25 protein-coding genes are annotated in these 26,033 nt (G+C 64.0%); 9 read left to right on the top strand and 16 right to left on the bottom strand.

The annotated features are described in order from the left end of the window. Positions 1-61: 61 nt before the first annotated feature. From AC57B1_RS28465 to AC57B1_RS28450, 4 genes are all read right to left on the bottom strand, one after another. Complete coding sequence (locus AC57B1_RS28465) at positions 62-364, bottom strand: hypothetical protein (protein ID WP_408352403.1); 303 nt, start codon at positions 362-364, stop codon at positions 62-64. 438 nt (positions 365-802) lie between these two features. Continuing rightward, entirely contained in the window at positions 803-961 is a 159-nt protein-coding gene (locus AC57B1_RS28460) for a hypothetical protein (RefSeq protein WP_177205136.1), read from the bottom strand. A gap of 328 nt (positions 962-1,289) precedes the next feature. Further along, entirely contained in the window at positions 1,290-2,606 is a 1,317-nt protein-coding gene (locus tag AC57B1_RS28455) for a hypothetical protein (protein ID WP_496419364.1), read from the bottom strand. A gap of 132 nt (positions 2,607-2,738) precedes the next feature. Continuing rightward, complete coding sequence (locus AC57B1_RS28450; protein WP_496419363.1) at positions 2,739-3,425, bottom strand: MgtC/SapB family protein; 687 nt, start codon at positions 3,423-3,425, stop codon at positions 2,739-2,741. Positions 3,426-3,732: 307 nt separating this feature from the next. On the opposite strand from AC57B1_RS28450, the gene AC57B1_RS28445 reads away from it, so the two are divergent. Further along, positions 3,733-4,842 (top strand): AGE family epimerase/isomerase, encoded by a 1,110-nt coding sequence (locus tag AC57B1_RS28445; protein WP_408352397.1) that lies wholly within the window; start codon positions 3,733-3,735, stop codon positions 4,840-4,842. Positions 4,843-5,043: 201 nt separating this feature from the next. Here AC57B1_RS28445 and AC57B1_RS28440 read toward each other — a convergent pair whose 3' ends face one another. Then, positions 5,044-5,319, bottom strand: a complete 276-nt coding sequence (locus AC57B1_RS28440) for a hypothetical protein (protein ID WP_408294537.1) — start codon at positions 5,317-5,319, stop codon at positions 5,044-5,046. Between the two features lie 218 nt (positions 5,320-5,537). On the opposite strand from AC57B1_RS28440, the gene AC57B1_RS28435 reads away from it, so the two are divergent. Beyond that, positions 5,538-5,741, top strand: a complete 204-nt coding sequence (locus AC57B1_RS28435) for a cold-shock protein (protein WP_007178724.1) — start codon at positions 5,538-5,540, stop codon at positions 5,739-5,741. Between the two features lie 112 nt (positions 5,742-5,853). Here the strand turns inward: AC57B1_RS28435 and AC57B1_RS28430 are convergent, their stop codons facing one another. After that, a complete protein-coding gene (locus tag AC57B1_RS28430; RefSeq protein WP_496419362.1) occupies positions 5,854-7,476 on the bottom strand; it encodes a methyl-accepting chemotaxis protein in 1,623 nt (540 codons plus the stop codon). A 269-nt stretch (positions 7,477-7,745) separates the two neighbouring features. On the opposite strand from AC57B1_RS28430, the gene AC57B1_RS28425 reads away from it, so the two are divergent. The 3 genes from AC57B1_RS28425 to AC57B1_RS28415 all read left to right on the top strand — a co-directional run bounded on the left by AC57B1_RS28425 (position 7,746) and on the right by AC57B1_RS28415 (position 10,006). Then, positions 7,746-8,180 (top strand): PaaI family thioesterase, encoded by a 435-nt coding sequence (locus AC57B1_RS28425; RefSeq protein ID WP_091805101.1) that lies wholly within the window; start codon positions 7,746-7,748, stop codon positions 8,178-8,180. Positions 8,181-8,296: 116 nt separating this feature from the next. Next, positions 8,297-8,599: an ArsR/SmtB family transcription factor gene (locus AC57B1_RS28420; protein ID WP_091805103.1), complete on the top strand. Its 303-nt coding sequence runs from the start codon at positions 8,297-8,299 to the stop codon at positions 8,597-8,599. Between the two features lie 54 nt (positions 8,600-8,653). After that, entirely contained in the window at positions 8,654-10,006 is a 1,353-nt protein-coding gene (locus AC57B1_RS28415; RefSeq protein WP_496419361.1) for a pyridoxal phosphate-dependent decarboxylase family protein, read from the top strand. Positions 10,007-10,166: 160 nt separating this feature from the next. Here AC57B1_RS28415 and AC57B1_RS28410 read toward each other — a convergent pair whose 3' ends face one another. From AC57B1_RS28410 to AC57B1_RS28370, 9 genes are all read right to left on the bottom strand, one after another. Then, complete coding sequence (locus AC57B1_RS28410) at positions 10,167-11,015, bottom strand: ureidoglycolate lyase (protein ID WP_408352389.1); 849 nt, start codon at positions 11,013-11,015, stop codon at positions 10,167-10,169. A gap of 56 nt (positions 11,016-11,071) precedes the next feature. After that, positions 11,072-11,815 carry an SDR family oxidoreductase gene (locus AC57B1_RS28405; protein WP_408185064.1) on the bottom strand — a complete coding sequence of 248 codons (744 nt, stop codon included), beginning with the start codon at positions 11,813-11,815 and terminating at the stop codon, positions 11,072-11,074. Between the two features lie 64 nt (positions 11,816-11,879). Continuing rightward, positions 11,880-12,710, bottom strand: a complete 831-nt coding sequence (locus AC57B1_RS28400; RefSeq protein ID WP_496419443.1) for an amidohydrolase family protein — start codon at positions 12,708-12,710, stop codon at positions 11,880-11,882. A gap of 7 nt (positions 12,711-12,717) precedes the next feature. Further along, positions 12,718-13,758: an aldo/keto reductase gene (locus tag AC57B1_RS28395; RefSeq protein ID WP_496419360.1), complete on the bottom strand. Its 1,041-nt coding sequence runs from the start codon at positions 13,756-13,758 to the stop codon at positions 12,718-12,720. Positions 13,759-13,893: 135 nt separating this feature from the next. Further along, positions 13,894-15,213, bottom strand: a complete 1,320-nt coding sequence (locus AC57B1_RS28390; RefSeq protein ID WP_408352387.1) for a UxaA family hydrolase — start codon at positions 15,211-15,213, stop codon at positions 13,894-13,896. Between the two features lie 43 nt (positions 15,214-15,256). Continuing rightward, the gene (locus AC57B1_RS28385; RefSeq protein ID WP_177205137.1) at positions 15,257-15,583 is read right to left on the bottom strand and encodes a UxaA family hydrolase; all 327 of its coding nucleotides are present in this window, start codon (positions 15,581-15,583) and stop codon (positions 15,257-15,259) included. A 25-nt stretch (positions 15,584-15,608) separates the two neighbouring features. Further along, entirely contained in the window at positions 15,609-16,658 is a 1,050-nt protein-coding gene (locus AC57B1_RS28380; RefSeq protein ID WP_091805124.1) for an ABC transporter permease, read from the bottom strand. Next, entirely contained in the window at positions 16,648-18,168 is a 1,521-nt protein-coding gene (locus AC57B1_RS28375) for a sugar ABC transporter ATP-binding protein (RefSeq protein ID WP_408294557.1), read from the bottom strand. Before AC57B1_RS28375 ends, AC57B1_RS28380 begins: the two co-directional genes overlap by 11 nt. Further along, positions 18,165-19,214, bottom strand: coding sequence for a sugar ABC transporter substrate-binding protein (locus tag AC57B1_RS28370; protein ID WP_408185060.1), 1,050 nt, complete (start codon positions 19,212-19,214; stop codon positions 18,165-18,167). Before AC57B1_RS28370 ends, AC57B1_RS28375 begins: the two co-directional genes overlap by 4 nt. 344 nt (positions 19,215-19,558) lie before the next feature. Between AC57B1_RS28370 and AC57B1_RS28365 the strand changes: the two genes are divergently transcribed. From AC57B1_RS28365 to AC57B1_RS28355, 3 genes are all read left to right on the top strand, one after another. Further along, positions 19,559-20,347 (top strand): IclR family transcriptional regulator, encoded by a 789-nt coding sequence (locus tag AC57B1_RS28365; protein ID WP_496419359.1) that lies wholly within the window; start codon positions 19,559-19,561, stop codon positions 20,345-20,347. Positions 20,348-20,541: 194 nt separating this feature from the next. Beyond that, positions 20,542-21,474 (top strand): fimbrial protein, encoded by a 933-nt coding sequence (locus AC57B1_RS28360; RefSeq protein ID WP_496419358.1) that lies wholly within the window; start codon positions 20,542-20,544, stop codon positions 21,472-21,474. Positions 21,475-21,582: 108 nt separating this feature from the next. Further along, positions 21,583-22,128 (top strand): hypothetical protein, encoded by a 546-nt coding sequence (locus AC57B1_RS28355; RefSeq protein ID WP_091805141.1) that lies wholly within the window; start codon positions 21,583-21,585, stop codon positions 22,126-22,128. A 136-nt stretch (positions 22,129-22,264) separates the two neighbouring features. Here the strand turns inward: AC57B1_RS28355 and AC57B1_RS28350 are convergent, their stop codons facing one another. After that, complete coding sequence (locus tag AC57B1_RS28350) at positions 22,265-24,694, bottom strand: bifunctional acetate--CoA ligase family protein/GNAT family N-acetyltransferase (RefSeq protein WP_496419357.1); 2,430 nt, start codon at positions 24,692-24,694, stop codon at positions 22,265-22,267. A 396-nt stretch (positions 24,695-25,090) separates the two neighbouring features. Between AC57B1_RS28350 and AC57B1_RS28345 the strand changes: the two genes are divergently transcribed. After that, positions 25,091-25,966 carry a LysR family transcriptional regulator gene (locus AC57B1_RS28345; protein WP_496419356.1) on the top strand — a complete coding sequence of 292 codons (876 nt, stop codon included), beginning with the start codon at positions 25,091-25,093 and terminating at the stop codon, positions 25,964-25,966. Positions 25,967-26,033: the final 67 nt, after the last annotated feature.

Here is a 26,033-nt window from a genome sequence, read left to right as displayed (position 1 = left end):
CGCGAGGAAGGACCGGCTTTGTGCGCTTCACGCCGCGTCGCGCGGCGCCGTCATGCAGCCATTAGTAGCGCTGCGGCGGCGGACGATGGTCGCCGTGGTGGTGCGGGTCGTAATCGTGCGGGTGGTGGCGCATCCAGTCGTCATGATCCCAGTAGCGATGGCCGTCGTAGTAACGATCGCCATGCCAGCCGATATTGATCGACACGCCTACCGGCGTCATGTGCGGCTGACCGTAGACCGCCGGTCCCGGACCGTTCTCCACGACCACCCGTTCCTGGGCGAATGCGCTGCCGGCTGCGAGCAGCGCGCCGCCCGCCAGCAGCGTTGCAATGATCGAACGCGATGTCTTGTTAAAGGTTTTCATAGTGACCTCCCATCAAAGTTTTGTATCAAGCCGGCGTCCGTGCTCGATCGGCCTCGAACTGCAATCTCAGGCTCGAACCAGACGCCGTACGCTTGAGACCAACTTTAGCGGCGCAAACCGCGTGAAGACGTGAGCACTTGTAAGCGCTCATTTCAAAGAAAGGGACGGATGAACGGGCTGCGTTTTAGCGGTCAACGCCCGTCCGTCAGGCCATGCGAGATGATTTGACCGTGCGGCAAACCGGCGCAGTGTCAGCCGCCGTTACATTCATTTCGCGGTAGAAATATTCGGACAGCAGGCCTGCGGGAAAAAAATTGGCGCCAAAAAACAAAAGCCACGGTACGCGTTTCGCGAACTGTGGCTTCAATCAAGCGATGCGCACCCGAAGTGCGCGCCCGAACGCGATAATCCGCGCCTCAGGCCGGTGCAGCGTGGCTTTTAGTCGGTCAGCTTGATGCCGAACAACGTGGCTTGTGCCCTGCGCACGCGTTCTGCTTCGCGGCTGCGTGCTTCGTACGAGTACTCAGCGTCCAGCGGCAGATGGGGCGACGCAAAGAGGTCGCTGACCTTTTGGAACAATGCAAAGATGAAGCTCATGGCGACTCCCGGTTGGTTACTGCATTAGCTAGGGTTTTCCCTTAAGAAACATTATAGGGTTTTCCCTAGAGCAACGCTAGTGCAATGCAGCAATTTTTTGGCGTGGCGTCTTGTCACGGCGCATTTCTCACATTGTGCGTCGCATCATGACAACGTCCCCGTTTTCGGGCATTCAGGGCCGGAAAGGAGCGCCGCGCGCAGCGCGGTCTTTACGCGATTTCTGTTGAAACCGGCTTTGAGAGGGGAAGGGAGCGAGAAAACCGCCGGTCGGCGATCGTTGTTCGGATCGCCGCGGCCGGTGCGTTGCCGGCGCGGCGGTCACTGACCATCACTGCGGAATAACCGCTTTCGGCCTATGCGAATGCTGCGCCCGCGCGGCGCGTTTAGTATGCGCCAACGTGACGGCAGCTTGCGCAGGCGTGGCGGCGGCGGCCGCGCCGGAAGCGGCACTGGCGGCCGCTGCATTCGCCATCGCCATGTGCGTGTCGAGCAAACTCGCCATCGCCGCTTGCTGGTTCTGCATCATCTGTTCGATACGATGCTGCTGGGCAGTCGTTTCACGCGTCAGGCGCATCAGCAACACGGTCTGCGTGATGCCGATCGCAACCGTCACCAGCAACGCGCCCACCACGATCGACAGCATCCACTTCATGCGGCGCGAATGATCGGTCGCGGCGCGGCGCTGATCGGCGATCACGCCATACAGCGCGTCGACGGTATCGGCGAAGGCGGTGGCCCGCGCGCGATCGAGTTCCGGCGCGGCGCGCAGCGCGGCCGCGGCCGCTTCGGCGCGCCGGGCTTCGCGCCACGGCGCGCCGAACTCGGCGCTCGCTTGTGCGGATGCCGATGAATTCGTCGATGTCTGCGCGGCAGGCGTCGGCTCGGCGGATGCAGCGCTCGCCTGCGCCGAAGCGGGTTCATCCACCGTATTCGGGGGTTCAACTGAAGTCGCTTCTCGCGAAGCCGATGCCGATGCCGATGCCGCCTTGGCGAAAGTCGCAGCAAAACGTTGCGGCGCCTTGCTGCCACCCAGGGTCTGCGCGGACGCGGCATCCGTCGACGCCCCCGTCGTCGCCCCCGCCTCGGACGCCTGGCGCAGCGCGGTCACGCTGCGCGCCACGGTTGCTGCCGCCATGGCTGGCGTCAACGGGGCCGCCGGTTTCTCGTCGGCATTAGCATCCGTTGCCGGCTTCGTGTCGCACAAAGCCAGTTCGCCGACCGGCGAAGCCGTCGTCGCCAGCGGCTCCATTTCAAGCCCGCTCAGTTGCGCGTTGACCGGCATCGGCTCATCGGACTTCGCGGCGCGGGGCGCGCGGCGTGCCGGGCGCGCGTCGAGCGACCCGCTGTCGCCGGCATCGATCGCGCCGACCGCCGCCAGCACCACATCGGGTAACTCGAAACCGTGCAGCGTGCCTTGCCGGATGTCGATATTCATCGCTTCCAGCGTGGCGCGGGTGGGATCGTCGGGGAACAGGTCGAGCGTGCTGTCGTCGCGAGAGGCGTCGCTCAGTTGCGCGAGACGTTGTGCAGAGCGCGCGGCGCGCGCCAGCTTGTTTTCAGTTTCGGTCGAGACGGTGGCCTGACGCCGCTTCTTCGAAACTGTGCGCGAAGGCCGGGACTGCGTGGATGCTACGGAATCTGCCATAGAGAAAAAAGCGGTCGTCGCCGGAAAGCGGGCGCCGAGCACCGCTCGTCAATGCCGTTGGAATTTTTCGAGACCGCATTGTCGCATGGCCGCCCGCGCCCGCCGAAGCCATTCGCCGAGGATTCTACGTTTTCACGAAGTCGCGTCGTCCTGCCGGAACTGCTTCACGCCGTGCAGTTGTCGCAAGCGGCCGCAGATCGCCTCATATTCCGTATTCGACACGCGATGCAAGGTGATCATCACCTCGTCGCACTCGGGCGCGTCCTCGCCTTGCTGCATCACGAACTGTTTGACGCGCGGGCTTGCGGCGCCGAGTTCGTCGTGCAGCGAGTGGAAGGTCATGGTGCCGCGCTCGACGATCATCGTCAGTTGGCGCCGCTGCTTGACCGTGATGAAGCGGCGCTCGAGCGGCTTGATGCCGGCAAGGATGATCAGAATGATGATGGTCGCCGCGATCGACGCGGTGTACAGCCCGCCGCCCACCGCCAGCCCGATGGCGGCGACCGACCAGAGGCTCGCCGCCGTTGTCAGGCCGCGCACGATCTCGCCGCGCAGCAGGATCGAACCCGCGCCGAGAAAGCCGATGCCCGATACGACCTGCGCGGCCATCCGCGACGGGTCGAGCACCACGTGCTCGCCGCCCAGCACTTCGGCAAAACCGTAGGCCGAGACGATCATGATGAGCGTCGAACCGACGCACACCAGCATGTGCGTTCGTAGACCCGCGGCCCACGAAAGCCGCTCCCGCTCGAAGCCGATGACACTGCCGAGCGCCGCGGCCAGCCCCAGACGGGCGATGAGTTCGAGATTCCCCAACATTGTTTTTCCTCCTTATCGGCAATTATTTGAGATGTTTTCCGCACCGGCGCCGGAGTGCCGGCGGGACCTGTTTGCTTTATGCTAGGCCGCACGCCGCGAGGCGGGTTGCCAGGCGGTTGCCAGGCGGTTGCCACGCAGGTTGAGCCGGTCGCACTGCGAGTCGTCGTGCTGATTTCGGCTTGGCGGCCGGCAAAGCAGGTAGCATCCGCGCTCACCAGCAGGTTGGCCGGCGAATGCGCCGCGCTGCAACTTTGGCTACGGCACGCGCCCGTAGGCCCTTCGAAATACGCGTTTGACCAATTTGACTATGCAGAGCACGAACCCTTCCGCCGCTTCCACCATCGCCCTCGCGAAGAGGCTGCGCGACCACTTCACAGGCGTGGTGCTGCCCATGTGGCGGGGCCCGGGATTCAACGCCGCACTCAAGCTGCCCTACGAAGCGGTTAGCGCTGAAGGCCATCAGCCGCTACCTGCCGAGCGTTTCCGGGCCATGGCCTGCGCGCGGCAATTGTTCGTCTTCTCCCAAGCAGGCGACGAAGCTCACGCGCAGGTGCTGTTCGACTCGTTGGCGCGTACCTTTCAGGACACCCGCCACGGCGGATGGTTCTACAGCGTCGATTCGCAAGGCGCACCGCTCGATACCACCAAGGATCTGTACACGCACGCATTCGTCGTGTTTGCATGCGCGGAATATGGCCGGCGCTCCGGCAATCCCGACGCGCTGGAACTCGTGCATCGCACGTCGGCGGTGATCCAGTCGAACTTCGCCGCCGAAGGCGATCTGTTCAACGCCGCGCTGACCGCGGACTTCGCCGGCGTGACGGGCACGCCGATCCAGAATCCTTTGATGCACCTGACCGAAGCCTGGCTGGCCGCTCGCGAAGCCACACACGACAACGCTTTCGACGCCGCGTTGCGGCGCCTCGCCGGCGCGGTCGCCCGTCACTTCCTGCACGCGCCTACGGGTTGCATCGCGGAACTGCCGATCGGTGCGGCCGAGAACCGTCTGGAACCCGGTCATCAGTTCGAATGGTTCTGGCTGGTCAAGCAGGCGGGCGCCGTGTTCGAAGGTTCCGGTCTTGCCGAAGCGATGCCGCGAGCGTTCAGCTTCGCGCAGCAACATGGGGTGGACGGGGAGACAGGCGGCGTGTGCGCCTCGCTTGATGAAACCGGGCGGATGAAGGACGCGACCCAGCGGATCTGGGCGCAAACCGAGTATCTGCGTGCGCTGGCAAGCCAGGACGAACAGATAGCGCTCGCCGCGCTGCCCCGGCAAATCGAACGGTTCCAACAACGCTTCCTGCGTCCGCAGGGCTGGTTCGAGTGCAAAACGCCGGCCGGTGAGGTGGCCCGGGCAGACATGCCGTCGACCACGCCTTACCACCTGGCGACCGCCTATGAGGCCTTGCCGGCGTAAGGCCGCCGGTGAGACGCGCATCGTGCGGCTGTCTTGTGTCCGCCAACCAACCTGTCCGACGCTCCCGAGGCCGCTAAAAACTTGACCAACCCCGGTAGCGTCCGCGACTTGGGCACCCGAGCGATCGCGAAGCCGGCTGGCGCCGGCCGCGATCTCACGACGTCATGACGGGTCCGGACAAAAAGCCGACCGCCTGGCCGATCAGTACTCTTCGCGCTGCCAGGTGCTCCAACCGGAGTCGGCAGATTTAAAACGCATATAAGTTGCGCTTTGCCCGGTGGGGGTGTCCGACACGTCGCCATGCGGCTTGCGATCGGTCGTGTGGAGGGCGAAAGCCTGGCGGTCCGCGGTATCGACCGTAATACGGCCGATCGGGTCCGGGGCGCCTTCTTGAGGGGATTTAGACTCCAATATCGCCAGATAGGGGGTCAAACGACTCCAGAACGAGGTAAGTTCTTCTTGCAAATAATGTGTCAATGTTTTTCCTGGAAGAGTAATACAAGCAGTTTACCCTACCGGGCGGAGCGGCCTTCCAATTGCTTCCCAAGCCCGAAAAATGCCGATGCGGGGGAATACCCGAATACTGGTTGGTTGGCGTCCGTCATAAAGACGTGATACAACTCCTACTTCGCGCTCGATCTCGCGTTGAGAAATAGCGGTCGCGAATGCAACACACAACATTTACTGGATTAAAAATGGCAACAGGTACTGTGAAGTGGTTTAACGATGCAAAGGGCTTTGGCTTCATCACGCCGGACGACGGCGGCGAAGACCTGTTCGCGCACTTTTCGGAAGTTCAAGGCAGCGGCTTCAAGTCCCTGCAGGAAAACCAAAAAGTGACGTTTGAAGTTAAGCAAGGCCCGAAGGGCAAGCAAGCTGCGAACATCCAGCCGGCCTAAGTACCGTCAGGTACGTTGAGGCACCCTTAGGCGCTTGCGTCTAATGCAAAATGGCCCGCTTTGGCGGGCCATTTTCTTTGTCTGACGGTTTGGTTTTTAGCGCTTGCGCGGGCTAAATCGCGCGCATGCCGGACAACGAAAAATCGGCTGATGGGCCACGCGCTTCGTCGAATTGTTGCGTGCGCAACACAGATTCCGAAATTTCGAACACGGAAACCGCCTGCTTCAACTGCTGCGTCTGCTGATGCAGCGATGCCGCCGCTGCCGCGGCCTGTTCGACGAGCGCCGCGTTCTGCTGCGTCATCTCATCCATCTGTACTACCGCCTGGTTGACCTGTTCGATACCCGTGCTCTGCTCGAGCGACGATGCGCTGATTTCCGCCATCATCTGCGTGACGCGCGAAATCGAGGCGGACACGTTGCTCATCGCTTCCCCGGCATGCTCGACCAGCGCCGAACCGCCCTGAATCTCGGCGACCGATTCGCTGATCAGCGTCTTGATTTCCTTCGCCGACTGCGCGCTGCGCTGCGCGAGGCCGCGCACCTCGCCCGCCACCACGGCGAAGCCGCGCCCCTGCTCGCCGGCGCGGGCCGCTTCCACGGCCGCATTCAGCGCAAGAATATTGGTCTGGAACGCAATGCCGTCGATCACCGAAATGATCTCGGCGATCTTGTCCGAGCTCTGCGCGATGCCGCGCATCTTGTCGACCACCTCGTTGACCACTTCGCTGCCGCGCGAGGTCGCCTCGAGCGCGGTCTCGGCGAGCACGTTGGCTTCGCGGGCGTGCTCGGCGTTCTGACGCACGGTGGCGGTCAATTCCTCCATGCTCGACGCGGTTTCTTCCAGCGAAGCCGCCTGGCTTTCCGTGCGCGCCGACAAGTCGGCGTTGCCGGTCGCGATTTCGTCGGCGCCGAGGTGGATCGAGTCCGCGGATTCGCGCACGGTTTGCACGGTACGCGCGACGCTCGCCTGCATTTTCGCGAGGCCCGAGAACAGCCGGCCGATCTCATTGGTGCCGCGCGCGGCGATCGGCTGGTTGAGGCGGCCTTGCGCGATACGGTCGAAGTGTCGGCCCGCTTCTTCCAACGGCGCCACCACGCCCCGGCGCAGCGCCGCATAGACGGCGAACGTGCCGGCCACCAGCGCCAGCAGGATCACGAGGCTGACGGCGCGAAACGTCGCCATGCGCGTATCGATCGAATCGAGCGATGCGCGGCTCGCCGCGTTGCCGAACTGCACGAAGTTATGCGACTCGCCGAGGTAGGCGTCCTGGAACGACTGGGTCGGCTGGTCGAGAAAGGCCTGAATGTTGTTCGCGTCGAGAAACTGCACCAGTTCTGCGAGCGCGTCGTGCAGCTTCTTGTAGCGCTCGGCCAGGGCCGCGGCACGGGCGCCGTTCTCGTCGCCGGTCTTGGGGGCGCTCATGAAGGCCGCGAACGACTGGTCGGCGGCCGTCAACTGTTCGCGAGCGTGCTGCACGATGTCGGTCGGCTCGGAGCCACCCCGCACCATGCGCGTGCCGGCGCGCGAGAGATTGATGCGCGCGTCCATCAGATGCTGGGTCGTTTCGTTGACCGCGTCCACCTGCTTCAAGGCGATGTTGGACAGATCGTTCACGTCGTCATGGGTACGCGTGAGCGACCAGAACCCCAAACCGACCGTGACAAGCTGGAAAACGCAGAAAGCGGCCAGAACACACAACAGGCCGGATGCGACCTTGATCTTGCTGAACATCGTGAATACCTGAAGGCAAAGAATAACGGGAGCTACGTCAGGGTTAACGGCATCGCCGAGCCGCGCTTGAGACCAATTCCATCAAAGATCGTCTTACGCCCCCTTTACATCGGCCAACTTCACCATTGCAATCACTTCGCACAACAATGCATGGAGCAAATTACCGATTCCCCTTGACGCGGCGCGTGCGCGCTTCCTAGAGTGGGTAGGGACTGCACGACGCAGGCCAGTGCAGATTGCCATCGCGGGCTATGCCCGAAGGACTCACAATGACCGACCTCCTCGACCGGGCGCGCGGCGCACTGCATGCCCAGCCGTTCAGCATGCTGTTGGGCGCAGAGTTGATGCACACGGGCACCAACGAACTCACGCTGAGTCTGCCGATCCGCGACGAGTTGCGGCAACAGCACGGCTTCGTGCATGGCGGCGTCATCAGCTATCTCGTCGACAATGCACTGACGTTCGCCGGTGCGCTGCTGCTCGGGCCCAAAGTCGTGACCGGGGAATACAAGATCAATTACCTGCGCCCGGCCATCAACGGCACGCTGATCGCGCGCGCAAAGGTCGTCTATGCGGGCCAGCATCAGGCCACCTGCCAATGCAACGTGTTCGTGATGGAAGGCAACCGCGAAAAGCTGATTGCCGTCGCGCAGGGCACCGTGAACCGGATCAGCGAAAGCGGCGAACACGAACACGGCAACTGAGACCGTAGCCTTTCCTGAAGCACATCGCGCCCTCATCGAGGCGCTTGTTCACGTTTCGTCATTTAGCTAATATACGAAACGTTATTCTCCGATGGCTCCATTCGGCGCACTGCCTCATGACAGACGACCTCACGCGCATCAACGCGCTCGCGAATGCCAGCCGGCTCGCCGTCATGCGCTGGCTGAAAGAGCCGACGCTGCATTTCCCGTATCAGGACCACGCCGATATCGAAACGGTCGGCGTATGCTGCACGTTCATCACCGACAAGCTCGGCATCGCACCCGCCACGACCACGCGCCACATGCGCATCCTCGCCGATGCGGGACTCGTTCGCGCGCAGCGGATCGGCAAATTCACCTATTACAAACGCATCGACGCCGAGTTGCAGAAGCTCGGCCGCGACCTCGCCAATCTGTAGGCGCGCGGTATTCACGAGACCGCGCCGCCACCTTCCCGACAGCTTAGGAGCCACATGGACGAACTCACACTTGCCACCGACGCGGACCAGCGCGCGCACGCTTACCTTGCCGGTATCGGCAAACGCCGGGTGTTTCCGGACGCCGCCGCGCTTCAGCAACTCGCGGCCTTCGATGAAGCCTTCCCGCAACACGGCCACGCGCCCGTCGACGTACTGCGCCTGCTCGACGAAAGCGGATCGCCTGGCACGGTCGCGTCGAACGATCCGCGCTACTACGGCTTCGTGATCGGCGCGGTGTTGCCGGCCGCGGCGGCGGCCGAACGTTTGATGGGCGCGTGGGACCAGTGCGCGTCGACCTTCGACAACTCGCCGGTCGCGGCCACCATCGAGAAGATCGCGGCGCGCTGGGTGCTCGACGCCCTCGATTTGCCGCGCGACGCGGCGATCGGCTTCGGCACCAGCGCGACGGCGTGCACGCTCGTGTGCATCGCGGCCGCGCGGCGCGCGCTGCTCGCACGCAAGGGTTGGGATTTCGACAACGACGGCCTGGACGGCGCGCCGCCGGTGCGCGTCGTGATCTCCGAGATGGCGCATATCACGGTGAAAAAGGCGTTGCGCGTGCTCGGCTTCGGCATGAAGCGCGTGATCGCCGCGCCCGTGGATGCGCATGGCCGCATCGATCCCGCGCAGTTGCCGCCGTTCGACGACATGACGATCTTCTGCGTGCAAGCCGGCGAAGTGAACACCGGTGAATTCGATTCGTTCGCGGAAGTGATTCCTCGCGCCAAGGCGGCCGGCGCGTGGGTTCATGTGGATGGCGCGTTCGGCCTGTGGGCGCGCGCCTCGTCGAAACGGGCGCTGACCGAGGGCATCGACGGGGCGGATAGCTGGACCACCGACGGCCACAAGTGGCTCAACACACCGTACGACGGCGCAATGGCGATCTGCCGCGACGCGCGCGCGATCTCGGCGGCGATGAACAGTGACGCGGTCTATCTGAGCGGCGCGCATGACGCGCAGAAGAATTTGAACCTGGAGTTCTCGCGCCGCGCGCGCGGCATTCCGATTTGGGCCGCCTTGCGTTCGCTCGGCCGCAGCGGCGTGCAGGAGATGGTCGACCGGCATTGCGCGCAGGCTTCGCGAATTGCCGAAGGTCTGCGCGCCGCCGGCTTCGAGGTGTTGAACCGTGTCGTGCTGAACCAGGTGCTGGCGCGGGCGAAGACCGATGCGCAGACCGTCGCGATTCGCGAAGCGGCGCAGGCGTCGGGCGAAACGTGGTTCGGCCAGACTGTCTGGCAAGGCCGGCCGGCGTTTCGCATCAGCGTGTCGTCGTGGCGCACGGAAGACAAGCACGTCGATCAGTTGGTGGCGTTGCTTGCGCGTTTGCTCGCCGAGCAGCGCGCCTGAGCGACGCGCCGGCGGCACGCCTGTCGATCGTCGAGCGGCTCCGCTCGCGCAACGGCTCACGGAGCAGCGCCATCAAACCGCAGCGGCGCACACAAAAAAGGCGGTTCCTGCTCGACACAGGAACCGCCTTTCTTCATGCAGCCAAACTCGCCAGCGAGACTTACTCCGCCGCGTAGGTCTTCTGCGTTTGCTCGCCCAGACCTTCAATTCCCAGGCGAATCGTCTGGCCCGGCTTCAGGTACACCGGATTCGGCTTCACGCCCATGCCGACGCCCGGCGGCGTGCCGGTCGAAATCACGTCGCCCGGTTGCAGGCTCATGCACTGCGATACGTACGAGACCAGCTTCGCGACGCCGAACACCATCGTCTTCGTGCTGCCGTTCTGATAGCGATGGCCGTCCACTTCGAGCCACAGGCTCAGGTTCTGCGGGTCGGCGACTTCATCGCGCGTCACCACCCACGGGCCGATCGGGCCGAACGTATCAAAACCCTTGCCCTTGTCCCACGTCCCGCCCTTTTCGATCTGCCATTCGCGTTCCGACACGTCGTTGATCACGCAGTAACCGGCGACGTAATCGAGCGCGTTGGCTTCGTCGATATATTTCGCCGGCTTGCCGATCACCACGCCGAGTTCCACTTCCCAATCGGTCTTCTTCGAGCCGCGCGGAATTTCCACGTCGTCGTTCGGGCCACTGATCGCGCTCGTCCACTTGTTGAAGATGACCGGTTCGGCCGGCACCGGCAGATTCGATTCGGCCGCGTGATCCGCGTAATTCAAGCCGATACAGATGAACTTGCCGATCTTGCCGACGCACGGACCCATGCGCGGATTGCCTTCGACCAGCGGCAGCGAGGCCGGATCGAGCGCGCGCAGCTTGGCGAGGCCTTCGTCGGTTAGCGCGGCGCCGTCGATATCGGCGACCACTTTCGACAGATCGCGAATCTTGCCTTGTGCGTCGAGCAAGCCCGGCTTTTCCTGGCCCTTCGGCCCATAACGAAGCAGTTTCATCCTGACACTTCCTTTGAGTGGTGTTCGGTTCGTGGTTCAGCTTGGGTCGGCGTACCTCAGTTCGACCAGCCGCCGTCGATCACATGCGCGTGGCCCGTGGTGAACGACGATTCGTCGGACGCGAGATACAGCGCCAATGCGGCGATCTCTTCCGGCCTGCCGATACGGCCCATCGGCTGACGGGCGACAAAGGCCGCCTGCACGGCGTCCAGCGTCGCGCCCTGTGCCTGAGCCTGGTCGACGATCCGCTGTTCGAGCGACGGCGAAGCCACCGTGCCCGGGCAGATCGCGTTACAGCGTACACCACGCGTGATGAAGTCGGCAGCAACGGATTTGGTCAGCCCGATCACCGCGGCCTTGGAGGCGCTGTACGCGAAGCGGTTCGGCACGCCCTTCACGCTCGACGCCGCCGACGACATATTGATGATCGAACCGCCGCCGTTGTCCAGCATGGCGGGCAGGAACGCGCGGATCGTGCGGTACATCGCCTTCGCGTTCAGGTCGAACGCGAAGTCCCAATCCTCTTCGCTGCATTCGAGAATGTTGCCCGCATGCACGAAGCCCGCGCAGTTGAACAGCACGTCGATCGCGCCCAGTTCGGCGGCCAGCGCCTTGATCGCCGCGTTGTCACGCACGTCGAGCTTGCGGGCGTCGACCGGCTTGCCGGCAAGTCCGTCGATGCGGATGTCAGTGGCGATCACACGCGCGCCTTCGCGTGCGAAGAGTTCGGCGGTGGCGAGTCCGATGCCTTGTCCTGCCGCCGTGATCAGGGCCGTCTTGCCGGCCAGTCTTTGTGTCATCTACGACTCCAGTTGAATGGGCTGTGCATTTGCTTTTGCTTCTGCTGCTTGTCTCTTCCAGAAATCAAAGTCGATAAAACGCAGCGGCATTGCCGCCGAAAACGGCTTCGCGCTCGCCTTCGCTCAAGGAGCCGAGCAGCGTATTCGCCACCGAATGCCAGAGCAGATAGTCGCCGTTCAGATCGAGCACCGGCCAGTCGCTGCCCCACATCAACCGCGCCGGCCCGAACGACCTCAACAGATGCTCGACATACGGCTGTAGCGTTGCCTCGGTCCAACCGGGCGAGGCCTCAGTCACGAGACCCGACAGTTTGCAATGCACATTCGGCAGTTTCGCGAGCCGCGTAATCGCGTCGGCCCAGCCTGGATAACCGGCGTGCCCGTAGCGGATGGGCGGCTTCGCCCCGTGATCGACCACGATACGCAGCGCCGGAAAGCGCGCCGCGAACGTTTCGAAAGGCTCGACGTGTCGCGCGTAAATCAAGCCGTCGAACGCGAGGTCGTGTGCGATCAGCGCTTCGATCGCGGGGGCGAGATCGGGGTTGGTGATCCAGGTATCGTCGGGCAAATCCTGCAGCATCGGCCGCACGCCCTTGAACTTCGGCTCGTGCGCCAGCGCTTCGATCACGGCCGGCGCCGTGGGCAACAATAGCGGCACCCAGCCGACCACCCCGGCAATCGACGACTCATGCCGCGCGAGGTCCAGCAAATAGCGTGTTTCGTCGATGGTCGGGGCCGCCTGCACCACCACCGTCCGTTCAATGCCCACGCGCTCTCGCAACGGTTTGAGATCCGCCGGGCCAAACGTCCGGTACAAAATCTTCAGTTCCGGCGTGAGCCACTCGTAGTCGCCGCGAGCGGGGTCCCAATAGTGCTGGTGGGCATCGATAAGCATCGTCAAATCAACTCTCCGGCGCGGGCGCGCGGTTGTCGAGCAAGCCTTCGTCACGCAACGCGGACCACAAACCCGCGGGGATCGGCTGCTCGAACGACGCCGCGTTCTCGCGCAATTCGTCGGCACTGCGCGCGCCGGTCAACACCGTGGCGACCGCCGGATGCGCATACGGAAACTGCAAGGCGGCGGCCGCCAGCGGCACACCGTGCGCACGGCACACCGCTTCGAGCCGCGCGACGCGCTCGATCACTTCGCGCGGCGCCTCGCCGTAATTGAATTTCAGATCACCTTCGACGCCGCGCGCCAGAATGCCCGAGTTGAACGCGCCGCCTAACAGGATGCTGACGCCGCGTTCTTCACAGGCCGGCAACAGGTCGTCGAGCGTGGTCTGTTCGAGCAGCGTATAACGGCCCGCGAGCAACGCGCAATCGATATCGAACTCGGCCATCGCATCGAGTATTACCGCGCCTTCATTGACGCCGAGTCCGACGGCCTTGATCGCGCCCGCCGAGCGCAATCTGTCCAGCGCGCGAAACCCGCCGCCTTCGGTCAGTTGCCGCCAGTAATGGGGATGATTGTCGCCATGCGTGGCGCGGCCGATATCGTGCACCAGCAGAATGTCGATATCGACGATACCGAGGCGCTGCTGGCTGTCTTCGAACGAGCGCAGAATGCCGTCGTGCGTATAGTCGTAAATGGCTTCGAAAGGGAGCGGGTTTTGCCAGCCTTCCTTGTCGTCGAAAGGCGTGGTGCGCGGCACGAAGCGGCGGCCCACCTTGGTGGACAGCACGTAGTCGCCGCGCGGATAGCGCCGCAAGACGTCGCCCAGGCGATGCTCGGCCTTCGTGTTGCCGTAATGCGGCGCGGTGTCGAAATAACGCACGCCGGCGTCCCACGCGGCGGCGATGGTGGCGTGGGCTTCTTCATCGGACAGGTCGCGGTAGAGGCCGCCCAAGGGCGCCGTGCCGAGTCCCAATCCGCTCACCTGCACCGCCCCACGGCCGATGCGGCGCCGCTGCCCGATCTTCGATGCGATCGTTGCCGTCATTCAGCGCGTCTCCAGTATCGACCGGAGTTGACGCTTCAGCGCTGACTCCGGTTCCATTCGTGTTTTACCATGCACGCGCAGCATGTGCCCGCAGCGTGTACGACCTGCTTGCCGGAAGGCCTGCTGACAAACCGCTCAGTGCGGCTCGATCGCGACGACCCGGTGCTGCGGCGCGGCGCTCGAGGGCAAACAAGCCGGGCCGACCGGATCGAACGTCTTGTAGGTCAGGATGAATTCCTGATGGCCGAGCGTTTCCGACTTCGAGGCCGCGCCACCCGACACCGCCACGGTTTGCTCGAACACTTCGCGGCCTACTTCGTCGAGTGTGCCGCGGCCCTCGAGAATACGACCCGCGTCGACATCCATGTCGCCGGCGAGGTTGCGATACGTCGCCGGATTCGCGCACACCTTGATGACCGGCGAAATCGCCGAGCCGACCACCGAGCCGCGCCCGGTCGTGAACAGAATCACATGCGCGCCACAGGCGATCAGTTCGCCGATCTCCGCGTTGTCGCTGATGTTCGGAAAGCCGAAGCGCGGTTCGCCGTCGGGCACCACGTCGAGCAGATACAGGCCGCCGGTTGGCGGAATGTCGCCGGGTTTGACGATGCCGACAATCGGCGACGCCCCGCTCTTGGCATAGGCGCCCAGCGACTTTTCTTCCTGCGTGGTGAGGCCGCCGTCGGCGTTGCCGACCGCAAAACTGCCGTGGCCGAGAATCGAGTAATAGCGCGCTGCCTTCGCGACACAGGCAACGATCTCTTCACCAAGTTCGGGCCGTGACGCGCGCGTTTTCATATGGAACTCGCAACCCACCAGCTCGCCGGTTTCTTCGAAAATGCACGTCGCGCCCGCGTCGATCAGATGGTCGAACGCGCGGCCCACGGCCGGATTCGCGGTGATGCCGCTGGTCCCGTCCGAGCCGCCGCAAATAGTGCCGATCACCAGTTCGCTCAGCGCCATCGGTACTTTCTCTTGCGCGGCGAGTTGCCCGCGCACACCGCGAATCCAGTCGACGCCGTATTGAATCGTGCTGCGCGTGCCGCCCTTTTCCTGGATGGTCAGCACTTCGACGGGACGGCCGCTTGCGCGCACCACGTCCACCAGATAGTGCTTGTTCATGCTCTCGCAACCGAGCGAGACGAACAACACCGCGCCCACGTTGGGATGCGTGGTGAGCCGCTCGAGCATTTTTTCGGCATAGCTGTTCGGATAGCAGCCGGGAAAGCCGATCAGATGCACTGGCGGTTCGCGTTCGGCGGAAGGATCGTCGAACGCATCGAGCGGTTCGCGAAACTGCGTGACGATCTCGCGCGCGACGTGATGCGCGCATTCGACCAGGTAAGCCACCGCCACCACATTGCGGATGCCCTTGCGGCCGTCGCGGCGCAGGTAACCCTGCAGCGTGGGCTGCTGCGATGCGGCGGATGGAGATGCTACGGAAGTGTCAGTCATGATCATTCCAGCGCGGCGTCAAGGCCACGACATTGTGCTCACATCAGTGATGGACGAACTCGTGGCCCGCGTCGTGCGTATAGGTGGGCAGGTAGTCGCTCTCGAGATTGTGCGTATGCAGATGCGCACCGCGCGCCACTGCTTCCGTCACGTGACCGATCACTGCGCCGTAGCGCAGCACCTTGTCGTCTTTCGCGAGTTCATGGCGCGCCACCTTGTGACCGAGTTCGATGGTTTTGGTGAGCGTCACGCGCTCGCCTTCAATCTCGACCTGCGTGCCGCCGTCCAGCCGCGCCGCCGCGATCAGGCAGTTGTCGGCGGGGCTGAGCAGGATCAGGCGTGGGTCCGTTTGCATGGGGCGGCTGGTCAAGTGAGGTCTCCGGAATGCGTGTGCATTAGTTCTGGCCTTCGCCGCTTGCGAGGCGCGCCACCATCAGCGAGCCCAGGATGATCGCGCCGTAGATCGCCTGGATCCAGAAAGACGGCACCTGGGCAAGCGTCAGCAGGTTCTGCACGACGCCGAGCAGCAGCACGCCGGTGAGCGCACCGAACATGGTGCCCTTGCCGCCGTCGAGCGAAATGCCGCCGATCACCGCTGCCGCGAACACCGTGAAGATCATGCCGTTGCCCTGATTCGCGTTGATCGCGCCGACATAGCCGGTCACGATCAAACCGCCCAGCGACGCGAGCACGCTGCCGAGCACGAACACGCCCCACGTAATGCGCTCAACGCGAATCCCCGCGGCGCGCGCCGCCTCGGGATTGCCGCCGATCGCGTACAACGCGCGACCCAGCCGGTGATAGCGCAACACGAAGGCCGCGATCGCGAACGCCACCGCCGCAAGCCACACGGACAGCGGCAAACCGAACACGATGGTGGTCGCGAGCGTGAAGAACGACGGCGGCATATCGAACAGCGTGCCGCCCTTGGTCGCACCGACCAGCATGCCGCGCAGCACGATGAGCATGGCCAGCGTGACGATGAACGCGTTCAGCCGCAAACGCACCACCAGAAAGCCGTTGATGAAACCGATCACCGCGCCGACCGCCACGATGGCCAGCAAGCCGGCTGCCGCAGGCCATTGCAGGCCGAAGCCCGCGGACGCCGCCGGCATCACCAGCATCGCGCCCACGGCGGGCGCAATGCCAACCGTCGATTCGAGCGACAAATCGAACTTGCCGGTCAGCACGATCAGCGATTCGGCGAGCACGACCAACGCCAACGCCGCCGAGGCGCCCAGTACGCTGATGAGATTCGCTTTGGTCAAAAAGCTGGGGCTGACAAATGCGCCGATCACGATCAGCAATGCGAGCGCGGGCAGCAATGCCAACTCGCGCAGGCGCGCGAGTTCGGAGCGCGCGCGTTTGCCGCGAGTGGACTGCGCCAGCGGCTGAGCCTGAGCTTGCGCGGTGCCGAAAGCGGGACTGGGCACACTATTCTTCATGGAGACTGACTCCTTCAACGGATGCGATCAGGTCGTGGTCCTGCCAACCCGCCGGAAATTCGGCCGCGACACGGCCACGGAACATGACCAGCACGCGGTCACAGGTGCGCAGATCGTCGAGTTCGCCGGACACGACCAGCACGGCCTTGCCCTCTTCGCGCACGCGATCCACGACGGAGAGCAGTGCTTCTTTCGATTTCACGTCGACGCCCGCCGTGGGATCGATCAGCACCAACACATTGGGATTGGTGGCGAGCGCACGCGCCATCACCACCTTCTGCTGATTGCCGCCCGACAGGCCGGACACCACATGCTCCGGACCTTGCGCAACGATGCCGAGCGCGTCGATCATCTTCTGGCCAAACGCGTTCTTCTTCGCCGGCGGGGCGATGCCGAACTTGCCGAGCAAACGCGCGATCGTCATCGAGGCGTTTTCCGCGACCGATTGCGTGAGCACGAGGCCTTCGTGATGACGATCCTTCGGCACACAGCCAATGCCGTGCGCGAGCGCCGCGGGCACGTTGCCGGGCGGCAAGGTCTTGCCATCCACCCGGATCGCGCCGCGTTTGGCGGCACGCAGGCCGGCAATCGCTTCGGCCACGCTCGTACGGCCGCTGCTCGTCGCGCCGGTCAGGCCAACCACTTCGCCGCGCCTGACGGTGAACGACACGCCTTCGTAATCGGCGCCCGCGAGGCCGTCGACGTGCAGCGCGATCGCCGTGTCGGCGGGCAATGCGTCGCGCGCCGCCGCGTCGGCGACGGCCAGACCGCCGCGTTCGCCGGTCATCGCTTCGATCAACTGTTCGCGCGGCAGCGCTGAAACCGGTGCGCTGACGATATGCCGCGCGTCGCGCAGCACCGTCACGGCCTGGCAGATTTCATAGACTTCCTGAAGATGGTGCGAGATGAACAGGAAGGTCACGCCTTCGCGCTGCAACTCGCTGATGCGCCGGAACAGGCGCTTGATTTCGTCGCCGTCGAGCTGCGCGGTCGGTTCGTCGAGAATGATGAAGCGCGCGCCGTACGACAGCGCACGCGCGATTTCCACGAGCTGCCGTGCCTCCACCGTCAGATCGCCGGCGCGGGCGTCTTCGCGCACGTCGATCTTCCAGTGATCGAGCAGCTCGCGCGCGTCGCGCCGCATGGCTTGCCAATCGATCACGCCGCCGCGCAGCGGCTGCCGGTTGATAAACAGATTCTCCGCGACGCTCAGGTCGCGGATGATCGTCGAATGCTGATAGACACACGCCACGCGCTCGCGCCACGCGTCGCGATCCGCGATCGACGGCGCGGCCGCGCCGCTGAAACGCACCTCGCCGGTGTCGGGCTTGCGCAGGCCGGTGAGGATCGACACCAGCGTCGATTTACCCGCGCCGTTGCGCCCGACGAGCGCATGCGACTCGCCGGGCATCACGCGGATGCTCACGTCTTTCAGCGCGGCCGTCGAACCGAAGCGTTTGGTGACTTCGAACGCTTCGACGACGGGCACGGAGGGCGTGGAATCGCTCATTTGACGGTATTGCCCCACAAGGCTTTGTCGTCGACATTCGACTTCGTCACGAGCGGTGCGGGCAGTTGGTCTTCCAGAATGCCCGGCGCCAGCTGGATGATGTTGCTGCCGTGATCGGTCGGGCCCGGCTTGAAGGTCTGCCCTGCCAGTGCCGCCTTGATATAGAACAGCCCGTATTTCGCGTACGAATCGGCGGGCTGCGACACGGTTGCGTCGATATCGCCGCGGCGGATCGCGTCGAACTCCTGAGGAATGCCGTCGTTGCTGACGATCACGACGTGCTTCGCGTCGCCGACAGGAAAGAGCATTTGCTTGCGGCGCAGGGTTTGCAACGTCGGCGACAGATAGACGCCGCCAGCCTGCATGTAAATGCCTTTCACGTCAGGATTCGCGGTCAGCAGGCTGTCGAGCGCGGTCGCCGCGACGTCGCCTTTCCAGGCTGCGGGAATCTCCAGCACCGACACGCCAGGATAGCCCTTCATGCATGAGCGGAACGCTTCGGACCGGTCGCGTCCGTTGACCGAGGCGAGGTCGCCCATGATCTGCACGACCTTGCCCGACTTCACGTGATCGCCAATGTACTTGCAGGCCTTTTCGCCATACGCACGATTGTCGGCGCGGACCACCATCGCAACCTTGCCTTGTGTGGGCGCGACGTCCACTGCGACCACGGGCACGTTCTTCGCCGCGGCGGCGTCGAGCGCGCGGCTGATCGCCGCCGAATCCAGCGGGCCGACCACGATGCCCTTCGCACCGAGGTTCAGCAGGTTGTTCATGTCCGTGATCTGCTGCGCGGGATCGCCGTTTGAATTGACGGGCGCAAGAATGTCGAGGCCCATGTCCTTCGCGTACTTGGGCAGATAGTTGTTGTACGACTGCCAGAACGGCGACGTGAGCAGCGGCAGGCCGAGGCCGATCTTGCCTGCGTCGGCGGCCTGCGCGGCGCCGGTCACGCCAAGGCCGGCAAGACAGACGGCGGCCGCTGCGGCGGATAGCGAACTGCGGAACAAACTGCGAGCCGCGTGCGGCCCTTTCGCGAACGACATGGTTGTCTCCTGATATGCGTTGTTGAACTGCGTGAACCGACACGGAATGCCAGCACTTCGTCCTGCGCTTTCTTATCGAGGGCTCCCAAACCTGCCGATTCGCGCCAGGCCCCCGAGGGTGCGCGAACAATTTGGGATAACCCAGTGTTTTTCTTGTCGAGTATTGGCGTGCGTTCATTCACCAATGAACGTATTATTCATATACGGACTTTTCGAAGTCAAGCAATGTGCACTGCACCAAGCGTCCGTGTTTTCCCTGGACCGGTGTCATCTCGCACGAGATTCGTCACGCACTTACACTCACGCGCCAGATAATGAGAACTGCACACGGAACCTCGCTCACGATGGACGCAGAAGACAAAGACGACGCCGACCGTTATCGTGCCCCGGCGCTCGACAAGGGCCTCGACATCCTCGAACTGCTCGCCGAGCAGAAGGAAGGCCTGACGCGCGCCGAAATCACCAAGCTGCTGGGACGCAACGCGAGCGAGATGTATCGCATGCTCGAACGGCTGGTCGCGCGCCAGTACGTGGTGCGCTCGGCGGCGGGCGACCGCTATTCGCTCAGTCTCAAGCTGTACGCGCTCGCCCATCGTCATCCGCCGATGAACCGTCTGATCTCCGAAGCGCTGCCGCTCATGCAGCGCTTTGCCGATGCTGCCGAACAATCGTGTCACCTCGTGGTGTACGACCGCGGCAATCTGCTGGTGATCGCGCAGGTGGATGGCCCCGGTACGTGGGGTATGTCGGTGCGGCTCGGTTCGCGCGTCGGCCTGATCGATACGGGGTCGGGCCGCGTGATGCTCGCGTTTCAGAGCGTCGAGCAGCGCGAACAGATGCTGGCCGAACATACCAAGGTGAAGGGCGAGGTGACGATCGACCGTGACGCGCTCGAACAGGCTTGCGCGCGGATTCGCGCGGCGGGCTTCTCGCAGAAAGACAGCCAGCAGACGTTCGGCGTGACCGACGTCACGTTTCCGATCCAGGGGCCGTCCGGCCAGGCGATCGCGGCCCTCACCTGTCCGTATCTGCGGCGTATCGACGAATACGTCGCGCCGACGCTGGAAGCCGCCACCGCGCTGCTGCGCGAGACGGTAGAGGCGTTGTCGATGTTTCGTGAGAATGCCGCGTAGCGTGACGAACCGTCGCGTGTATTCACCGGGCTAAACAAGTACTATGCGAGGCCGCCCGAATTCCCTCAGGCAGTGGCGAATTCACTCGCATACGAAACTCTGCCATGCACGAGTACTCTCCCCGAATTGCACGTCGTCGATGTCTCGCTGTTGCCACTCTGGGAGCCGCCGCGCTCGCCGCACTGACAGTTAGCATGCCTGCTGATGCATTTCCACAGTGCACGGTCACCGGGAACGGATCCGTCGACTTTGGCACGATAGCGGTGCCGCACGATGCGCCAATTGGTTCATCGATTGGTCCGCCCGTGTCCATCACGTTGTTGGTAAGCTGTCCGCGTAATGACTATGATGGCGGACACGGATATTTTCTCCAGTACGCCGCCTACGCAGCTGTAAACGCATCCGTTCGCGATGTGTGGGATACGAGCTTGACGGGCATCGGAGTCCGGGTCACCGACGTCACTTATAACAACGCAATTCTGTCGCGTACACGGGAGGGGGATTTTGCGCCGGCCGTCGGGTCCGGGGTTACGTATAACGCCAACTATGTTTTCACATTTCAACTCGTGAAAACTTCGGCTGAAGCAAGCAACGGACAAATCCTCAACCTGGTGTTGGCGTTGCTGAAAAGTCACGACATTAGTCACAATGTCGACTCCGCGCCTCTCAACACTTTGTCGATCGGTACAACGACAATCGCCGCGAGTACCTGCGACGCGACGACGCCGTCTCTCACCGTCTCGCTACCGCCGGTCGCTGCGAATGCATTTCCCGCGCGGGGTGCAACGGCCGGCAATACGAATTTCAGCATTGGTCTGTCCTGCCAGCCTGGCGTCAACGTTTTCGTTACGCTGACCGACGCTACAGATTCGGGCAACACAACGAGCAATCTGACACTCACAGGCGATTCGACCGCCTCGGGAGTCAGCCTGCGTGTGCTGGACAGTGGCGGATCGCCGGTGAGCTTCGGACCAGACTCGGCGGCACCGGGTACGACACATCAATGGCTAGTCGGCCCGTCCGCGGACACGACTAGCATCCCGCTGACGGCCCAATACGTTGCAACCGGCAGCGTTGTACCAGGCACGGTAAATGGGCGCTTGACCTTTACGCTGAGCTATCAATAAGCCAGCACACGGACTGGAAAATCGCCCGGTCCCGCACATGGTTTAGAATGGCGACCCTCTCAAAAATCACGCCGCATGGGTTCGCTCATGCGCGCCCATCGATAAGCAATGGCGAAACTTCTGACCGATTCCGAATTCCAGCGTTTTTCCGAACTCCAGCAGAAGCAGTCGAGCTTCACGATCACGCCTGAAGAAGCCGACGAACTGCGCGACATCGTCGCTCACGCGCAAAAGCGCCGTGATGATCGCGCGGCGGCGATGCAAAGCATCGAGACCTTTATTCAGCAATTCGACATCAGCCCGGACGAGCTGTTTTCGCCGGAGCAGATCGGCGAGGCCGCGCGCACGTATGGCCTGATTCCGGCCGCGAAGAAAGAACGCGTGCTGCCGCCGCAATTCACGTTCAACGGCAAGCCGTACCAGTGGACCGCGCGTCCGCTGCCGGACGATATTCGCGTACCGCTGTTCGATGCGTTCAAGGCCGGTGAGTCGGTCAAGTCGTTCATCGCGACGCCGAAGGATGCGAGCCGTTGCGCGGCGACCATCGCGCGCCTGGAGCGCGAGACCGGCGCGGTGTATGGCGATGCATGGCTTGAAGAACTGTCGGTGACGCGCACGCAAGTCGACGAAGCTGCGGCCAAGCTGGCGGCCTGAGGCGGTTTAGCTCATTCACGCTTCCCGCGGCGAGATGCGTTCAGCGCCTCTCGCCGCTTCGATCACCGCTGCAATTGCCGCAGTTGCCGCGGCCGCGCCGCCGGCCCGTTGTACCGGCGACGCGACGGTGATCCATTTAACTCTGCGCTGTTGGCGCACCACCTTCCGCGCTTGCGTCGCCCGGTTCATCCAGCGCCATACGAAAGCCAACGACACCCGGATCCTCCGTCCGCGTAATCGTGAAGCCGCAAGCTTTGGCGAGCGAGATCATCGCCACATTCTCGCGCAGTGCCTCGCCGATCAGCCAATGCGTGCCGCGCGCCCGCGCGTATTTGATGATCCGGTCCATCAGCAATTGGCCGAGACGCCGGCCTTTCTGGTCCGAGCGCACCGCCACCGCGAATTCGGCCGTTTCGTTGTCGGGATCGGCGACCGCGCGCACCACGCCCAGTGTCCGCGAGAAACCTTCTTCGCTTCGCACGGTGGCGATCAGCGCCATTTCGCGGTCGTAGTCGATCTGCGTCATGCGCGCGAGTTGCGAGTGGTCGAAGCTGCTCACCGCGCCGAAAAATCGCAGGCGCAAATCTTCAGGCGTCATCGCTTCGACGAAGTCATGATGCGCGGCCTCGTCTTCCGGCCGAATCGGCCGCACCGTCACCCGCAAACCCTGCCAGTCCAGCGTCTCTTCGAAGCGGCGCGGATAAGGCACGATCGCGAGGCGGCTGCGCTTCGCCGCGACGCTCAATGAAGGATCGACCACCGTCACCTGATCGCGATACACCCTGAGCGTCAGCGTAAGTCCGACGAGTTCCTTGACGTCGCACACGGCTTGCGAGAGCCCCGTGAGCGCGGCCAATGCCGGTTCCGGCGCAACCAGCCGCGCGTACCGCGAGCGCGCGACGATGTCACGTGCGAGCATGGGATTGAGCGGCGGCAAGCCGTAAACCCGCAGCGGCTCGGCCAGGCCATCAACCGACGGCGCCGTGAAGCGGAATACGGGGCCGAAGTTGTCGTCGTCGTGAAGTTCGACGATGAGGTCGACTACGGGCTTGCCGGCTGATCCAGAGTTGGCTTCCGTGCCATCGGCGGCCTGCGGCGCCGTCTCCACGCGCAATCCGAATCGCTCCAGAAACCGCGCCGCCGCTTCGCCGGTGAGTTGGTGCTCACCTGCGGCGAGCGCTTCGCGTGCCTGGGCTTGAGCCGCGTCGATTGCGGCGGGGATTTGCGCCGGCAAACCCTCGGGCGTCTGCATCAGCAGTTCGCGTCCCATCCGATAATCGACCAGCCGCGCGAAGGCGCGCGCCAGCCGCTGCGGTGTCGTATGAACGGGAATGCCCTGCGCATGGAGCGCGTCGCGCGTGGCGGCATCCACGCCGCCGAAAAAGCACGCGAGCAAACCGCGATACGCGAAGCGCTGATTCGCGATCAGGGCTTGCGCCACTTCGCCCACCGGTGCGCTGTGCGTCGACGCATGCACGACGAACGCCGTGCCCGTACTGCGCTGGTTCGCGAGCAGTTCGAGGGCGGTCCCGAAATGCTCGGGGCGCGCGTCGTCGCCGAGCCGCAGTGGATTGCCGCCGATCGCATGCGGCAATGCCTGTTTCAATGCCTCGGACGCTTCGTCGGGCCACGGCGCGAGCGTATCGCCGGCCGCCGCGAAGGCATCGCAGGCGAGCGTGGCGAGGCCGCTGTCGCTCGTAATCAGCGTGGCCGTTGCACCCGCCGCCACGCGGCCCACGCCCAACGTCTCAATTTCGTCGAGCAAGTCGTCGAGCGAATCGACCCGCACCATGCCCGCACGGCGGAACGCAGCGGTGTAGAGTCCGTCGGCGGGATCGGCGCGGCCGGAGCGCAGCGCCAGCACCGGCTTGTTGCGCGCCGCCGCGCGAGCGGCCGACATGAACTTGCGCGCCGCGCGCACGCTGTCCAGTTCGAGCAGGATGGCGCGTGTGCCAGGGTCGCTGGCCAGATAGTCGAGCACATCGCCCGCGTCCACGTCCGCCTCGCCGCCGAGCGCCACGGCGTGCGAAAAGCCGAGGCCGCGCGCCCGCGCCCAGCCGAGCACGGCATTGGTCAGCGCGTTCGACTGCGATACCCACGCGACGCCGCCCGGCTTCACCGTGCACGACGGCGCGCCCAGATGGGCGCGCAGCGCCGGCGACACCACGCCGAGACTGCCCGGCCCGACGATCCGCAGCAGATTGGGCCGCGCTGCCGAGAGCGCATGCCGCAGCGCGAGCCGGTCGTCATCGCTGCGCACCTCGCCGACAATGATCGCCGCGCGCGTGCCTAAGCCACCGAGCTGACGGATGATGCCGGGCCACGTCGCCGGCGGCGTGCAGATCACCGCGACTGTGGGCGCTTCCGGCAGGTCGCCGGTCTCGCCGATCACGGCATGGCCGCCGAGCGTCTGATACTTCGGATTGACAGGCCAGAGCGGCCCGTCGAAGCCCCCTTCCAGCACGCGCGTCCACACCATCGCGCCGGTGCTGCCGGGCCGCTCGGAGGCACCGATCACGGCGACGGATTTGGGTCGAAACAAGGCGTCGAGATTGCGAACGGTCACGGGCGCTCCAGGACTGGGGACAGCGAGCCGCGTGGCGGCCGGGCATGCGTCTCCGTCAGCATAGGCGAAGTCGGGCGCTCGCGCGGCGCTTCTCCGCGAACACGGCGGTTGCGGCGCATCGCCGACGACAGCCCAGGGCGTGCAGCGGATATTTCTTATCGAGATCAAGCAAAATGACAGAGGCAAATGCGACAATCGCCAGGCCGCCACGATGGCGGCCTATTTTGAATAATCGCTGGCCCATGGTGATTCAAATCATGCGCGCAGGAGACGCTCCCAAGGACGTGTGCTTGAGAGACAACGCGCGGCTGGCGACGCACCACGAACTCGATCCGCCGTTCCGCCCGATATCCGCCGGCCGGACTGTGGACGACTAAAAGCAAGAGAAGGTGATTTATGCGGCGCTTGCCATCGCTGATCGCGTTGCGCTTCTTTGAAGAGACGGCCCGTCACATGAGTTTCAATCGCGCGGCCATTGCACTGTGCGTAACCCAAGGCGCCGTGAGCCGGCAAATCAAGCTGCTCGAAGAATCGCTCGGCGCGAAACTGTTCGAGCGCGACCACAAGGGCATTCGTCTGACGCAAGCCGGCCTGCAATTGCTGCCGTGCCTGTCCGAAGCTTTCGATACGATCGAGCGCGGCTTTCGTCAGATTTCGGTGGCCAAGGGGCGGCGGCGCCTCGTACTCGCCGTACCGCCCACTTTCGCCACGCAATGGTTTTCGCCGAAGCTCGGTTCGCTCGCGGTGGAGTTGCCCGACGTCGAACTGTCGGTTCGCACGGAAGCGCACGGCGACTTTCACTGTCAGATCCGCTTCGGCCGGCACGCGCTGCCGGACGGGCATTCCGAATTGCTGATGACCGAGCGCCATGTGCTCGTGGGCACACCTCGCCTGCTTGATCAACCGCTCGACGCGCTGCTCGAACGCATGCCGGCGTTGCATGTGCTGCACAACGACGCGCGGCTCGACCTGTGGCCGAACTGGCTCGCCAAGGCGGGCAGGCCCGCGCGTTACGCGGACAACGGCATCGAGTTCTCGACACTCGAGCAGGCGATTCGCGCGGCGAGCAAAGGCGCGGGCCTGGCGGTCGTGGACCGGAACATGATTGTGGAAGAATTGGCGGACGGCAGTCTCGCGCAGTTTTCGGATGTTGAAGTGAGCGGGCCGTTCGGGTACTGGCTCGATATTCCGCAGCGGCACGTGGGGCTCGAACATGTGCAGGCGTTGTCGGGGTGGCTGCGGGAAGAGGTGTTGATGGTGGATTCGCGGTGAGGAGTTGCTATTAGGCGTTGTGTTGTGCTGTGCTGTGCTGTGCTGTGCTGTGCTGGCACTTCCGCAT

The sequence above is a fragment of the Paraburkholderia sp. BGA-UO-ETr-F21 genome, assembly GCF_059567925.1.
The sequence above is the reverse complement of the archived record's forward strand: the minus strand, read 5'-3'. Positions and strand labels throughout refer to the sequence as shown.